General features: G+C 67.1%; 11 protein-coding genes. 5 read left to right on the plus strand and 6 right to left on the minus strand.

Annotated features, from left to right (window positions below; all coding sequences use genetic code 11):
- Window positions 1–131: 131 nt before the first annotated feature.
- Genes ROV95_RS16825 through ROV95_RS16845 form a run of 5 tightly spaced genes read left to right on the plus strand, consistent with a single transcriptional unit; the run spans window position 132 to window position 6166 of the window.
- Entirely contained in the window at window positions 132–686 is a 555-nt protein-coding gene (locus ROV95_RS16825) for a sigma-70 family RNA polymerase sigma factor (protein ID WP_167692761.1), read from the plus strand.
- Window positions 683–1651, plus strand: a complete 969-nt coding sequence (locus ROV95_RS16830) for a DUF4880 domain-containing protein (protein WP_019659285.1) — start codon at window positions 683–685, stop codon at window positions 1649–1651. The genes ROV95_RS16825 and ROV95_RS16830 overlap by 4 nt, the downstream gene beginning before the upstream one ends.
- An 11-nt stretch (window positions 1652–1662) precedes the next feature.
- The gene (locus tag ROV95_RS16835; RefSeq protein WP_312545392.1) at window positions 1663–4458 is read left to right on the plus strand and encodes a TonB-dependent receptor; all 2796 of its coding nucleotides are present in this window, start codon (window positions 1663–1665) and stop codon (window positions 4456–4458) included.
- A 47-nt stretch (window positions 4459–4505) separates the two neighbouring features.
- The gene (locus ROV95_RS16840) at window positions 4506–5462 is read left to right on the plus strand and encodes a hypothetical protein (RefSeq protein ID WP_312545393.1); all 957 of its coding nucleotides are present in this window, start codon (window positions 4506–4508) and stop codon (window positions 5460–5462) included.
- Complete coding sequence (locus tag ROV95_RS16845) at window positions 5459–6166, plus strand: hypothetical protein (RefSeq protein ID WP_312545395.1); 708 nt, start codon at window positions 5459–5461, stop codon at window positions 6164–6166. The genes ROV95_RS16840 and ROV95_RS16845 overlap by 4 nt, the downstream gene beginning before the upstream one ends.
- Before the next feature lie 59 nt (window positions 6167–6225).
- Here the strand turns inward: ROV95_RS16845 and ROV95_RS16850 are convergent, their stop codons facing one another.
- From ROV95_RS16850 to ROV95_RS16875, 6 genes are all read right to left on the minus strand, one after another.
- Window positions 6226–6915, minus strand: a complete 690-nt coding sequence (locus tag ROV95_RS16850) for a lysoplasmalogenase (protein ID WP_312545397.1) — start codon at window positions 6913–6915, stop codon at window positions 6226–6228.
- A complete protein-coding gene (locus ROV95_RS16855) occupies window positions 6912–8795 on the minus strand; it encodes a peptidase M61 (RefSeq protein WP_312545398.1) in 1884 nt (627 codons plus the stop codon). The genes ROV95_RS16850 and ROV95_RS16855 overlap by 4 nt, the downstream gene beginning before the upstream one ends.
- 116 nt (window positions 8796–8911) lie before the next feature.
- Entirely contained in the window at window positions 8912–9862 is a 951-nt protein-coding gene (gene ispH, locus ROV95_RS16860) for a 4-hydroxy-3-methylbut-2-enyl diphosphate reductase (RefSeq protein WP_019659291.1), read from the minus strand.
- 27 nt (window positions 9863–9889) lie between these two features.
- Window positions 9890–10414 carry a signal peptidase II gene (gene lspA, locus ROV95_RS16865; protein ID WP_005408564.1) on the minus strand — a complete coding sequence of 175 codons (525 nt, stop codon included), beginning with the start codon at window positions 10412–10414 and terminating at the stop codon, window positions 9890–9892.
- Entirely contained in the window at window positions 10414–13245 is a 2832-nt protein-coding gene (gene ileS / locus ROV95_RS16870; protein WP_312545400.1) for an isoleucine--tRNA ligase, read from the minus strand. Before ileS ends, lspA begins: the two co-directional genes overlap by 1 nt.
- Window positions 13242–14189, minus strand: coding sequence for a bifunctional riboflavin kinase/FAD synthetase (locus ROV95_RS16875; protein WP_019659293.1), 948 nt, complete (start codon window positions 14187–14189; stop codon window positions 13242–13244). Before ROV95_RS16875 ends, ileS begins: the two co-directional genes overlap by 4 nt.
- Window positions 14190–14225: the final 36 nt, after the last annotated feature.

Here is a 14225-nt window from a genome sequence, read left to right on the forward strand (position 1 = left end):
CTGGAAAATGAATACATTCACAATGGGGATTCGATCGATGCACACTCTTCCCCATCCGGTCATCGTCGCGTAAAACTCGACGACGCATTCGCCACCCACCGTCGAGGCCAGCCCTGTCCACCCCGTCTCCCCTGCTCCATCGCGCGCCGGAGCTACCCGCACCTGCGGATGCCTTCATCGCGTTCGTGCGCGAAGAGCGCGCACCGCTGTGCGCGTTCCTGCGCACGCGGGGGGTTGGGCCTGAGGATGCGGAGGATATCGCGCAGGACTGCATGGAGCGGCTGATCCGCTACCGCGCACAGGGTCCGGACGAACTGCGCCTGCTGCTGTATCGTATCGCCCGCAACCGCCTGGCAGACCGCGGCCGCTCACCGCTGTCGCGGCCGCATCTGCCGCTGGCCGAACACGATGGCAGCGACGAACCGTCCAGTTCCTCGCCCGATCCATTGCGCCAGGCCGAGTCGGGGCAGATGCTGTCCCTGCTGCGGCAGGCCCTGTTCAAGCTGCCCGAACGCGCACGCGAGGTCTATCTGCTCAACCGCATCACCGGCATGAGCTACACGCAGATCGCGCGGCATTGTGGAATTACTGCCAAGACCGTGGAAAAACATATCGCCCGCGCCCTGCAGGGCCTGCGTCAGGAGTTGGGATCGGATCCGCTGCACAACGACAGGGACGGCCAATGAGTGGCACCCCGCACAGGGATGATGCACAGCTGTTTGAACGCGCCAGCGCCTGGGTAGCCCGCCTGGAAGCCCCGGACTGCACATCGGCCGAACGCGAAGCGTTCGAGGACTGGCTGGCCGAAGATCCGGCCCACGTCAAAGCCTGGGTGCAGGCCGAAACCCTGTTCCAGAAGGGCGCTGGGCTTGCGGCTGACCCTTGGCTGCGGACCGCTGCGGCACGCGCGGCGCGTCCGCCGCGCCGGCGCTGGTTGCCGGGCGTGGCCGCTGCTGCCGGTGTCTGCATGGCGATCGGCATCGGCTGGATGGCTGCCGTCGACGGCAACCCGACGCCACAGGTCTACGCCAATGATTCGCACCAGCCACAGCAGCAGACACTGGCCGATGGCAGCGTCGCCATGCTGGATGCTGGCACCACTCTCCGCGCCCGCTTCGGCTGGCGCCATCGTGAGCTGGTGCTGGAGCAGGGCCGGCTGCAACTGCAGGTCGCACCGTCGAACAAGGCGCTGCAACTGCGCGCCGGCGACAGTACGATCCGCGACATCGGCACGACCTTCCAGGTGGAACGCCTGCGCGACGGCCTGGTCGAGGTCGCGCTGCTGGAAGGTGCCGTCGAAGTCAGCAGCGGCGCAGCGCAGCACACGCTGGCGCCCGGCCAGCAGCTGCAGGTTCTGCCTTCCGGCCGTATCCAGCCAGGCCCTGCCCTCTCCTCCACTGCCGCCGCTGAAGGCTGGCTGCAGGGGCAACTGGTGTTCGATGCCACCCCCCTGTCGATCGTGGTCGAACGCATGAACCGTTACGGCCGCACGCCGCTGGTGATCGCCGATCCTGAGATCGCCAGCCTGGCCGTGAGCGGTACCTTCCGTGCCGGCGATGCGCAGGAACTGCTGTCGGCGCTGGAACTGGGGTGGTCCGTGGCTGGCCAGACGCGTCCGGATGGCGCGCTGGAACTGCGCCGCACATACTGAGGAGACCGGCAGTGAAGGCAGGTCCGGGTGCGCTGCAGTGGGGGCTGCTCCGGGCCCTGCTATGCCTTGCCCTGGGCGTTGCCGCAGTACCGATGGCCGATGCCGGCACGCCCGCAGGCACGCTGGCGATCGACGTGGGCGCCGGCCCACTGGTACCGGCACTGCAGCAATGGGCCCGGCAGAGTGGCACCGCCCTGCTGTTCGACGCACGTGAACTGGAGGGTCTGCGCACCGATGGCACCCGTGGCCAGCGCGATACCGGGGCTTCGCTGAAGCAACTGGTTGCCGGCCTGCCGGTGAACATCCTGCGCACGTCCTCGGGTGCTTTTGTCGTGCGGCGGGTCCATGCCGAGCCTGCCAAGCCGCCGGCAGCGTTCACCGCCCCGCGTCTGCCGCGCCCGCCTCCCAGGTCCGCCGACACGCCGCACGAGGTGGAACTGGCTCCCATCCACGTCACCGGCAGCCGGCTGCCGCGCTCTTCGGTGCAGACCACGCTGCCGGTCACCACCATTGATCGTGACGACATCCTGCGCAGTGGCTACGGCAACCTGTTCGACCTGCTGCGGCACCTGCCCGGCATGAACGGCCATCCTGCCATGAGCACCTCGCGCGGCGGCGATTCGCAGTACCTGCCGGTGGGTGCAGCGGCCACCACCAGCCTCGATGGCATGGGACCGCGGGCGACGCTGTTCCTGGTCAATGGCCGGCGCCTGCCGCGCTATCCGATGGTGTCGCTGGAACAGGGTGGGCTGACCGACCTCGGCGGCATTCCGCTGAGCTTCGTCGACCGCATCGAACTGGTACGCGGCGGTGCCTCGGCCATCTATGGCGCCGATGCCATGTCCGGCGTGGTCAACATCATCCTGCGCGACCAGGCCGATGGGCCCGAAGCCATGCTGCAGACCGGACTCAGCAGCCGTGGTGACGCGGGCCAGTACCGCCTGCAGGCCGCCACGGGCGGCGCGCGTGGCAACGGAGACCGCTGGTTTGCCGGTCTCGATCTGCACCGTGTCGAGCATGTCGCCGGTGACCAGCGTGACTGGCATGCGGAAACCTCGCTGTATCCGATCGGCGCGATCCTGGGCAACTGGTACGTGCCCGCGCGGCGCTGCGAGCCGCCCCTGGAGCGGCGCGAGGACGGCTGCTGGTTCGACAGCGCCCGGCCGCGTTCGCTGCAACCGGCCTCGGATACCGCGTCGGCCTACCTGCGCTACCGGCACGAACGGGGTGAGGGACGCTATGCCTATGCCGAGGTGCGGGCCAGTCACAACCGCCAGCGCTTCGACCTGGGCCCGACCGCCGTTGCGGTGGTGTCGCGGGGCATCACCTTCAACAGTGTGCTGCGTGAGGCCGGCAACGTGCGTCCCAAGGTCCGCGCCACCGATACGGACGCCACCTTCGGCATCGGACGTGACCAGGGCCGGCGCAGCTGGGAAGCCGGCATCAGTGCGCAGCGCAGCGAAGTCACCTTGTCCACGGCAGGCACGGTGCGCACGGCGCTGCTGCTTGAAGCAACGCAGGCACGCAGGTTCATTCCCGGCTTCGACGCGCCGCCGGCAGCCGATATGGACGCGCTGTTCCCATCCATCCGCAACCGCGGCAGCACTGCACAGTGGCAGGGCTGGTGGGGCGTGCAGCGTGAGCTGATGGCGATGGCTGGGGGCAATGCGCAACTGGCGACCGGCATCGACCTGCGCCATGAGCGCTGGACCTCGCATCCGGATGCGCTGCTGAGCCAGGGCGACCTTGCATTGGGTTTGCCGCAGCAGCAACGCCGCCTGTCGCGGCAAAGCAGCGGTGTCTATACCGAGCTGGGCCTGCCACTGGCACCCACGCTGCGCGCGGACCTGGCCGCACGCTGGGACCGCGACGACGGCTTCATGGCGTTCTCGCCACGTGCCGGACTGCGCTGGACCCCGACGCCTCACTGGTCGTTCCTGCTGGCCAGCGGACGCGGCTACCGTGCGCCGAGCCTGTTCGAGCAACGGCGCCCCCCGGGCTACTTCGGGTCGATCACGCTTCCGGTGTCCAGTGCCCTTCCTGAATGTGCAATGGCCACGGCCAGTGGCGGCTGCAGCGTCACGGCCAACGTGGTTGAGAACGATGCACTGAAGGCCGAGCGATCGCGCAGCCATTCGCTGGCCGCCACATGGACACCCAACGACACGTTTTCGTTGTCGCTGACCCACAACATCGTGGAACTGCGCAACGAGATCCTCGCCCTGCAGCCAAGCGACGCGGTGTGGAATCGCAGCACCTGGGAGCTGGATGACGACGGCTACCTGAGCAGCCTGCGCCTGTCGTTCGACAACATCGGCCGCACCACCTCCCGCAACTGGGTCCTGCGTGGCGAATACCGCATCGACAGCGGCAGCAACGGCCAATGGTTGTTCTCACTCGATGCGCTGAAGCAGCAGGAACTGCGTCGGCGCCGTGACCACGGGGCCGCCGTGGACCTGCGCGGCCATGTGACACCCGAACTGGCTGCGGTGTTGAACGCGCAATGGCAGAACAGCAACTGGGACGTCGCCCTGCGCGGCAACCAGGTCGGTCGCACCCGTGCCTGGCTGCCGGGGGCCGAATGCCCGCAGGATCAGGCCGAACAGAACCACTGCATGAATCCGCGCCAGCTGCGCTGGAACCTGCACCTGGCACGCCGCCTCGGCCCGCGCGTCGTCGCGGCGCTGGACGTGCACAACGTGCTCGACACGCAACCGGTGAACTACCTGGTCGGCAATGGCGGGCAGATGCCGGGGCTGGATGATCCGCTCGGCCGCTACTACCTGCTTACCCTGCAGTTCCGCTGAGCGTAGTAACCTACGCGGCCTGTTCCACCGGTCTGCCACCTCCCCCCATGAAGGCCTATCTCTGGTTCTGGGGCGCGTTCCTGCTGTTCTTCGCGTTGCCCTTCCCCTGCATTCTCTATTTCGGCACCTCGTGGCCGGTGGCGCTGGCTGATCGCAGTGCACCGTGGCTGGCACTGTTGCTGCTGGCACTGTCGCTCGCTGCATGGCTCGCTCTGCTGTTCGCGTTCCTGCATTTCCTGCTGCTCGGCCCACCACGCGCCCTGCATCGCGTTCGTTCGATCCTCGCCGATGGCGAACCACGCGATGCGCTGATCGAACACGCTGAACAGACCGGCGTGCAGGTGCGTGGCTTCGCGCAATGGAAACTGCAGCTGTCCTTCAAGAACCTGTCCGGCACGCCGATCCGCGAACAGCTGCTGGTAGTCGACAGCAAGCCGCAACTGCAGCGCTTCGGCGTCGGCAGGCACATCGATGCACGCCTGAGCCGGGTGCCGGGCGCGTTCCCGAACGTGGTACTGGACGGTGCCCAGCCCGAACTGAATGTCGCCAGCCTGTGGCGACGCGGCATCGGTGCAGCACTCGGCATCGCAGCCGTTGCCGCTGCCTATGTGTTGGCCTACCGGCTGCAGAACGAGGGGCTGGGCTGGACCTTCCTGTCGTTCGGTCACCCGCTGCTGGTATGCCCGCTGGTGCTGTGTGGCTATGCGCTGGGACTGCGCCTGCTCGGCCGCCTGCTGCACGCCGATGCCCGCGGTGATGCGCTGAAGTATCGCGGCATCGGTGTGGAGGCCCGGGTATTGAAGGTGCGCCAGACCGGCACCTACCTCAACGAACAGCCGCAGGTGGAGTTCCAGCTGGAATATACCGACCGCGAAGGTGGCATACAGCAGGTGAGCGTGCGCCGCTTCATCCCGTTGATCGAGCTGGCCAACGTTCCACGCGAGCAGGTCACGCTGCTGTACGACCCGGATGACCGCAGCAATGTGCGCCTGGAGGCTGTATGAAGCGGCCGCCTTCCACACCCGTGGTATTTTCCGCCGTGCTGCTGGTGCTGGCTGGCGCCGCCGTTGCCGGTGGTGCGCTGCAGACGATAGGCGAAACACTGGGGCATTCGGTGCAGGCTGACCGCGCGACCGCGCCGATCACCATGCCGCCATCGCGCGAGAGGCCCGCTTCGCTCGCCCCGATTCCCGAACCGCGATCAATGCCGGCTCCCGAACGCAGCAACCGGTTGTTCGATGCGGACTACCTGCTGGCCGCCCGCCAGGCACTGGAGCAACTGCCGGCACTGGCCGGGCACCGGTTGACGGTGTTCCACAGCATCCACTTCTACGACGATGGCCGCATCAACCTGGATCTGGTCAACCCGCAGCAACCAACGCACGTGGACAGCTACCACTTCGAGCACGGCCAGTGGCGCAAGGGCAATCCAGTAAACCCACAACAGTTCGCCCCCACCATCAGCCTACAGCGCAGCAGCACGCCTCTGGCCAGCATTGATTTCGAGGCAGTACCGCGTGTGGCGCAGGCGCTGCAGGTACAGCGCAATGCATTGATGGGCACACCGGGTGACGTCAGCCACGTCTATGTGATCGTGCGCAAGGGCGGCAAGCTGGTATGGCTGCCAGACGAAGTGGCCGGTGACCGCGAATCCGTGCGCCTGCAGTTCGATGCGCAGGGCACCCTGCGCGGCGTGAACCACCGATAGGCCGCACAAAAAGGGGACGGAGGGGATTAAGTCGTATGTGCCTTGGTGCGGATTGCGACTTAATCCCCTCCGTCCCCTTTTTGCTGTTTCACCGAGCGGGCGATGGCGTACTGCGCGCCATAGTACGTGGACAACACCAGCAGGCTGGCCAACGGCAGGCCACCGGCGAAGCGGTCCCAGGCCAGCAGGGAATCGCTGGCGACGAACAGCAATGCACCTGCCGCGGCCCAGCGGGCGCTTCGGGCTTCCACGGCACCGGGCTGCGGGCTGCGCCACTGCCGTGCCAGGGCCAGCGCTGCCATCGATGCCAGCACCACCACGTATGCCAGCACCGGCACACGCATCGGTGCAGGCAGGTGCGGCCACAGGCCAAGCACATTGAGTACGGCAAAGGCCGCCAGCAGGACGCTGGCGGCCAGCAGCCCACGCCCGGCACGCAGGCCATCGCGGAAGGCGACGATGTAGCAGAGGTGCGCCAGCAGGAACGCCACCAGCCCCGGTACGAACGCGTCCATCGGCAGCATCAGCGCGATGTCACCCACGCACGACAGCAGCATGCCGGCCAGCACCGCGCGCCGGTAGGTCGGCTGCGCAGGATCACGCACCCGCCAGGCGATGGCAGCGATCAGCAGCGTGGTCGCCGGCTTCGCCAGCCAATGCAGCCAGCGCCCGTCACCGTACAGGAACGCACCGATGATGGCGAGGATCGCCATCAGCAGGATCACGCCATCGCCGGCGCGCGGTTTCATCGTGGCTTCCACAGCTCCGCAAGGCGGTCAGGCTTGCCGGCAATGCGCTCCAGCACCGGGTACTGCAGGCCACCGTGGTAGTCGATGTTCATCGAGTCGATCCGATCGAACTGCTTCACCAGCAACACGATCGGCGCCTTGTCCTTCGCCGCCGCAGCTACCGCATCCTTCAAGCGCTGGCTGCTGTACTCACGCCCGCCAACGGCAATCACCTTCATGCCAGGCGCCAGGCCGGCGTTGAAGGCCGGGCTGTCCCAGATCACGTCGCCGACCGTACCGTTGTCGAGCACCGTCGCACCCAGCGAGTACGCCAGCAATGCGGCCTTGGCGCGCTTCTCCTGCGCCTTGTAGGCATCGTTCGGCGTATCGCGGTAGACCAGCTTCCAGCCCGCCAGTTCCAGGCCGCCGGTCAACGAACCGTGGCCGTCCAGGCGCCCGCGCAGGAACGTCGCCCAGTCGTACGGCGCGATGCCGTTCAAGGTCGCGACCACGTCGTCGAAGGTGTACGGGTTGACGTCCCAGTCGCCATTGCCGACGCCGAAGAAGGCGCGCGCGAAGTCATCCAGGCTGCGGCGGTTGCCACTCAGTTCGCGCAGCTTGCCTTCCACTTCCAGCCACAGCATCTGGCCGCCGGAGTAATAGTCTTCGCTCATCTGGTAGTTGCGGTACGGCAACGTGCGGCGCTGGGCGATGGTCGGGTCGTTGGTGGTGTCCTGCAGCGGCCGCCAGGCCAGGCCCGGGCGGCCACGGTCATAGGTCGCGGCCACATTGGCCAGCATGTCGCGCGCCTGCGCAGCCGACCACAACCCCGAGCGTGCCGCCAGCACCTGCCCCCAGAACTGGGTCTGCCCTTCGTACACCCACAGCAGGCTGTCGCCCATGGGCACGTTGAAGTTGGCAGTGGCCAGGTCGGCACCGCGACGGTACTTGCCGTTCCAGGAATGGGTGTACTCGTGCGGCAGCAGATCGCGCATCCACGCGTTGCGGTCCCACTCGGTGAAGTAACCCGGGTCGGCGCTGTTCTCGCTGGAGCGGTGATGCTCCAGGCCGATGCCGCCAAGACGATCGGTCAAGGCCAGCAGGAATTCATAATGGTTGTAGTGACGCGCGCCATAGAGCTTGTCGGCCTGCTGCACCAGCGCGCGGTGCATCGTGATCTGCGCGTCGGTCGGCTTCAGCGACTTGGCTTCGTCGGCAAACACATTGAGGTGCACCGGCACCTTCGCGCCCGGATCGAGATCGATGCGCTGGTAGTGCTCGCCGGCAAACAACGGCGAATCGACCAGATGGTCATACGAGATCGGCTTGAACACCACGGTATCGCCGACGCGGTGCGCGGTTTCCAGCGCCGTGGCAAACGACCAGCCCTTGGGCAGGGTCACGCTGGCCTGCGCCTGCAGGTTGCGCGCATCTACGCCGGCCGGATACAGCGAATTGGCGTTCCACTGCAGGTTGAGCATTTCCGGGGTCATCACCACCCGCCCCTGGCTCCCGCCCTGCGAGGACAGGAAATCGAAGTGGGCGACGATCTCGCTGACGCCCTCGGGCACGTCCACCTTGAACGCATAGACGTTGTACTGGTCGCGCTGCCAGGCCAGCGGCTTGCCGTTGGCGGTCACGCGCAGGCCGGCCAGCTTGTCGATCGGGCCGGTGGGCGAATGGTTGCCGGGAATCCACTGCGGGTACAGCAGGGTGACCGGACCGGGCTTGACCGGCACGGTGGCGGTCACCTTGAAGATGCGACGGGCAAGGTCACGTGCATCCACATCGATGCGCAGCAGGCCTGGGGCTGCGGCATCACCCGATGGCGAGGCCTGCGCCAGCGCGGGCGTGGCGGCCAGCGCGAACAGCAACGACATCGCCAGGGCACGGGTCTTCATCGGCAACTTCCAGCATCGGAGAATCCTCCGATGCTAGGCCTGTGCGATGGCCGGCCCCATGGCCAAAGGTCATGGATGTGCTTATCCACGCCATGCGTGGATGAGGCCTTTCCCGGTCAGTCGACCAGGCGCAGGCGCAGTTCCTTCGGCAGCGCGAACACCATCGATTCCGGCTCGCCGTCCAGCTCGGACACGCCACTGGCACCCAGCTCGGCCAGGCGTGCCAGCACGCCGTCGACCAGCACCTGCGGCGCCGAGGCGCCAGCGGTCACGCCGATGTGCTGCTTGCCCGCCACCCACGCCGGGTCGATCTCGTGCGCGCCATCGATCAGGTACGACTCCACGCCTTCACGGCGGGCCAGCTCGCTCAGGCGGTTGGAGTTGGAGCTGTTCGGCGAACCGACCACAAGCACCAGGTCGCAGCGCTTGGCCAGATCGCGCACGGCATCCTGGCGGTTCTGCGTGGCGTAGCAGATGTCGTCGTTCTTCGGGCCCTGCATCGCCGGGAAGCGCTCGCGCAGCGCATCGATGATGCCGCGCGTGTCATCCACCGACAGCGTGGTCTGGGTGGTGTAGGCGAAGTTGTCCGGCTGGTTGATCTGCAGCGTGGCAACCTGCTCCACGTCTTCCACCAGGTAGATCTGGCCGGTGCCGGCTTCGCGGTTCCACTGGCCCATGGTGCCTTCCACCTCCGGGTGACCGGCGTGGCCGATCAACACCACGTCACGGCCGGCACGGCAGTGGCGGGCGACTTCGAAGTGGACCTTGGTCACCAGCGGGCAGGTGGCGTCGAACACCTTCAGGCCACGGCGCTCGGCTTCCTGGCGCACGGCCTGGGACACGCCATGGGCGCTGAAGATCACCGTGTTGTTGTCCGGCACTTCGTCGAGTTCCTCGACGAAGATCGCGCCGCGCTGCTTCAGGTCGTCGACCACGAAGCGGTTGTGCACCACTTCATGGCGGACGTAGATGGGCGCGCCCAGCGTTTCGATCGCGCGCTTGACGATCTCGATCGCACGATCGACACCGGCACAGAAACCACGCGGGTTGGCGAGCAGCACATCCATCAGTTCAATCTCCCGGCAGCGGCCGGCTTACGGTTTCGGATTGGCATTATCCGCCTTTTTGGCGGACTTGCCGTCGAACAGGCCAAACAGGGCGATGCCGATGGCACCTACCACGATGGCCGAGTCGGCGATGTTGAACGAGGGCCAGGTGTAGCTGCCCACGTACCACTGGATGAAGTCGACCACGTGGCCGTGCACTTGGCGGTCGATCACGTTGCCGATGGCGCCGCCGATGATGAGCGCATACGGCACCGCGGCCTTCCAGTTGCCGCGCGCGGTGCCGCGCAGCCACCACGCCATCAGGCCGCTGATGGCGATCGCCAGTGCGGTGAAGAAGTACTTCTGCCAGCCACCGGCGTCGCTCAGGAAACTGAATGCCGCGCCGGTGTTGTAGGTGCGGTACCAGTTCCAGAAGCCGTCGATGACCACCACCGGCTGGAACTCCGGGAGGCTGGACAGCACCCAGGCCTTGGACCACTGGTCCAGGCCGATGATGGCGGCCGACAGCAGCAGCCAGACCAGGGCGTTCGGATGCGGACGGGGCGCGGCCATCAGAACCAGCTCCGCACTTCGCCGGCGCCGGTCACGTTGCTTACGCAACGGCCGCACAGTTCCGGATGATCGGCGTTGCTGCCGACGTCGGCGCTGTGGTGCCAGCAGCGCACGCACTTGGCCTTGCTGGTCGGCTGGGCACTGACAAACACCTCGTCGGTGGTCGCCGGGCGCACCTGCACGTCGCCACTGATGAACAGGAAACGCAGTTCATCGGCCAGCGGCTGCCAGCGCGCGGCCTGCTCCTCGCTGGCGGCAATGGTGATCTCCGCTTCCAGTGCGGCACCGATCGCGCCGTTTGCCCGCATCGGCTCGAGCACCTTGGCCACCTGTTCGCGCACGGCCAGCAGCTGGTCGAAGTCGGCGGCGTTGAGCTGGGCATCGGCCGGCAGCGGCGCCAGGCCGTCGTACCAGGTGGTGAACAGCACATGGCCAGCATGCTCGCCCGGCAGGTAGCCCCACAGCTCGTCGGCGGTGAAGGTCAGGATCGGCGCGACCCAGCGGGTGAACGCTTCGGCGATGTGGTACATCGCGCTCTGTGCCGAACGGCGACCGTGCGAATCGGTCGGCATCGTGTACAGGCGATCCTTGGTCACGTCCAGGTACAGCGAGCCCAGGTCCACGCTGCAGAAGTTCAGCAGCAGCTGCACGATCTCGGCCATGTTATAGCCGTCGTAGGCCGCCTTGATCTTCTCCTGCAGCTCCCACGCGCGATGCACGATCCAGCGGTCCAGCGCGACCATCTGCTCGAGCGGCTGCAGGTGCAGCGCCGGGTCGAAGCCGTCCAGGTTGCCGAGCAGGAAGCGTGCGGTGTTGCGCAGGCGGCGGTAGGCATCGGCATTGCGCTTCAGGATCTCCTGCGACAGCGACATCTCGTTGCTGTAGTCGGCCGAGGCGATCCACAGGCGCAGGATGTCCGCGCCCAGCTTGTTCATGATGTCCTGCGGCTCGATGCCGTTGCCCAGCGACTTGGACATCTTGCGGCCGTGCTCATCCACGGTGAAGCCGTGGGTCAGGCACTGCTTGTACGGGGCGCGCTTGTCGATCGCCACGCCGGTCAGCAGCGAGGACTGGAACCAGCCGCGGTGCTGGTCGGAACCTTCCAGGTACAGGTCGGCCGGCTTGCCGAAGCCACGCGCGGCGAGCACGCCTTCATGGGTCACGCCAGAATCGAACCAGACGTCGAGGATGTCGGTGACCTTCTCGTAGTCGGCGGCTTCAGCGCCCAGCAGTTCGGCGGCATCCAGCGAGTACCACACGTCGATGCCCTCGGCTTCGACGCGGTCGGCGACCTGCTGCATCAGCTCCACCGAACGCGGATGGATCTCGCCGGTCTGCCGGTGGGTGAACAGTGCGATCGGCACGCCCCAGGTGCGCTGGCGCGAGATGGTCCAGTCCGGGCGGCCGTCGACCATGCTCTGGATGCGCGCCTTCCCCCAGGTCGGGAACCAGCCGACGGTGTCGATGGCGGCCAGCGCATCGTTGCGCAGGTTGGCCTTGTCCATCGAGATGAACCACTGCGGGGTGGCGCGGAACACCACCGGCGTCTTGTGGCGCCAGCAGTGCGGGTAGCTGTGGCGGATCGGATGGAACGCCAGCAGCGAACCGTTGTCGCGCAGCACGCCGACGATGGCCTCCTGCGCCTTCCACAGGTGCTGGCCGGCCAGCACCACGTCACCGGCCGGCGGGGTCGATTCCAGGTACACGCCACGACCGTCGATCGGGGTCACCTGGCCAGCGTTGTACTTGTCCAGCAGGCCGTACTTCTGGCTGACCACGAAGTCTTCCTGGCCGTGGCCGGGGGCGGTGTGCACCGCACCGGTACCGTCCTCGTCGGAGACGTGGTCGCCGTTGAGCACCAGGATCTCGCGCTCCGGGTAGAACGGGTGCGCCAGCAGCTGGTTCTCCAGCGCCGCACCGGTGGTTTCACCGTGCAGCACCACGTTCTCGACGCCGTAGCGCTGCAGCGCGCGCTCGGCCAGCGCCGCAGCCAGCACCAGCCAACGGCGCTTGCCGTTGTGCGCCGGGCCTTCGGCCAGCACGTAGCGGATCTCCGCGCCCAGCGACACCGCCAGCGAGGCCGGCAGCGTCCACGGGGTGGTGGTCCAGATCGGTACGGCCACTTCGACGTCGGCCGGCACGCTCACGCCGAACGCCTGGCCGATGGCCTGGGCATCGCGTGCGGCGTAGGCCACGTCGATCGCCGGCGATTCCTTTTCCTGGTACTCGATCTCGGCCTCGGCCAGCGCCGAGCCACAGTCGAAGCACCAGTACACCGGCTTGGCGCCGCGCACCAGGTGGCCGTTGGCCACGACCTTGGACAGCGCACGGATCTCGTTGGCTTCGAAGTCGAAGCTCAGGGTCTTGTACGGGTTGTCCCAGTCACCGGTCACGCCCAGCCGCTTGAAGTCCACGCGCTGGATATTGATCTGCTCTTCGGCGAACTCGCGGCACTTCTGGCGGAATTCGACGGCGTCGAGCCTGGTGCCGACCTTGCCCCACTTCTTTTCCACCGCGATCTCGATCGGCAGGCCATGGCAGTCCCAGCCCGGCACATAGGGCGCATCGAAGCCGGCCAGGTAGCGCGACTTGACGATGATGTCCTTCAGGATCTTGTTGACCGCGTGGCCCAGGTGGATGCGGCCGTTGGCGTACGGGGGGCCGTCGTGCAGCACGAACAGCGGGCGGCCGGCGGCGTTGTCGCGCAGCTGCTGGTAGAGCCCCTGCGCTTCCCACCGCGCCAGAATGCCCGGCTCGCGCTTGGGCAGGTCGCCGCGCATCGGGAATTCGGTGGCTGGCAGGTTCAGGGTGGTCTTGTAGTCCTGGCTCACGCAGTGGCTCGCAATCTATGTTCGGAAAGGATGGCGCGCGCCTGTTCGGCGTCGCGGTGCATCTGGTCGGTCAGCGCCGCCAGATCATTGAACTTCTCTTCGTCGCGCAGCTTGGCGACGAATTCCACGTCGATGTGGCGACCGTACAGGTCACCCTGGAAATCGAACAGGTGGGCTTCCAGCAGCGGCTCCACGCCCTCCACCGTCGGCCGCGTGCCGAAGCTGGACACCGATGGCCACGGTTGGTCGAACACACCATGCACCCAGGTCGCGTAGATACCCGACAGCGCCGGCGTCTTCGGGAAACGCAGGTTGGCAGTGGGGAAACCCAGCGTACGGCCAAGCTGTCGACCGCGCACCACCCGGCCGCTGATCGCGTATGGACGGCCCAGCAGGTCGTTGGCACGGGCGAAGTCGCCCTGCTGCAGCAGCTGGCGGATGCGGGTGCTGGAAATGCGCTCGCCATGCAGATCCACCGCTTCGATCTCGCCCGCGGTGAAGCCCAGTGCAGCGCCCATCTTCTGCAGCAGGGCCAGGTCGCCACGGCGGCGGTTGCCGAAGCAGAACTCCGGGCCGATCCACACTTCGCGTGCGCCCAGGCGGTGGGCCAGCAGCCGGTGGACGAAATCCTCGGCCGGCATCGCTGCCATCGCCGCGTCGAAACGCAGCAGTCCGATCGCATCCACACCGAGCTCGCGCAGGATCTCGACCTTGCTGCGGGCCAGGGTCAGCCGCGGTGGCGGCGTGCCCTGGGAAAAGAATTCACGCGGCAGCGGCTCGAATGCCACGGCCACTGCGGCCACGCCCAAGGCGCGCGCGCGGGCAACCGCGTGGCGCACCAGCGCACGATGGCCCAGGTGGAGGCCGTCAAATGCACCGATGCAGACCACGCTTCCGTTGGGGAACAGCGCCCCGCCCTCCACGCTTCTGAACAGCCTGCTCATCAACTCTCGTTCCGGCCCGACCGGGGCCGCCGCTTC

Origin of the sequence: Stenotrophomonas maltophilia group sp. msm1, assembly GCF_032025805.1 — a bacterium.
Classification (GTDB): Bacteria; Pseudomonadota; Gammaproteobacteria; order Xanthomonadales; family Xanthomonadaceae; genus Stenotrophomonas; species Stenotrophomonas hibiscicola.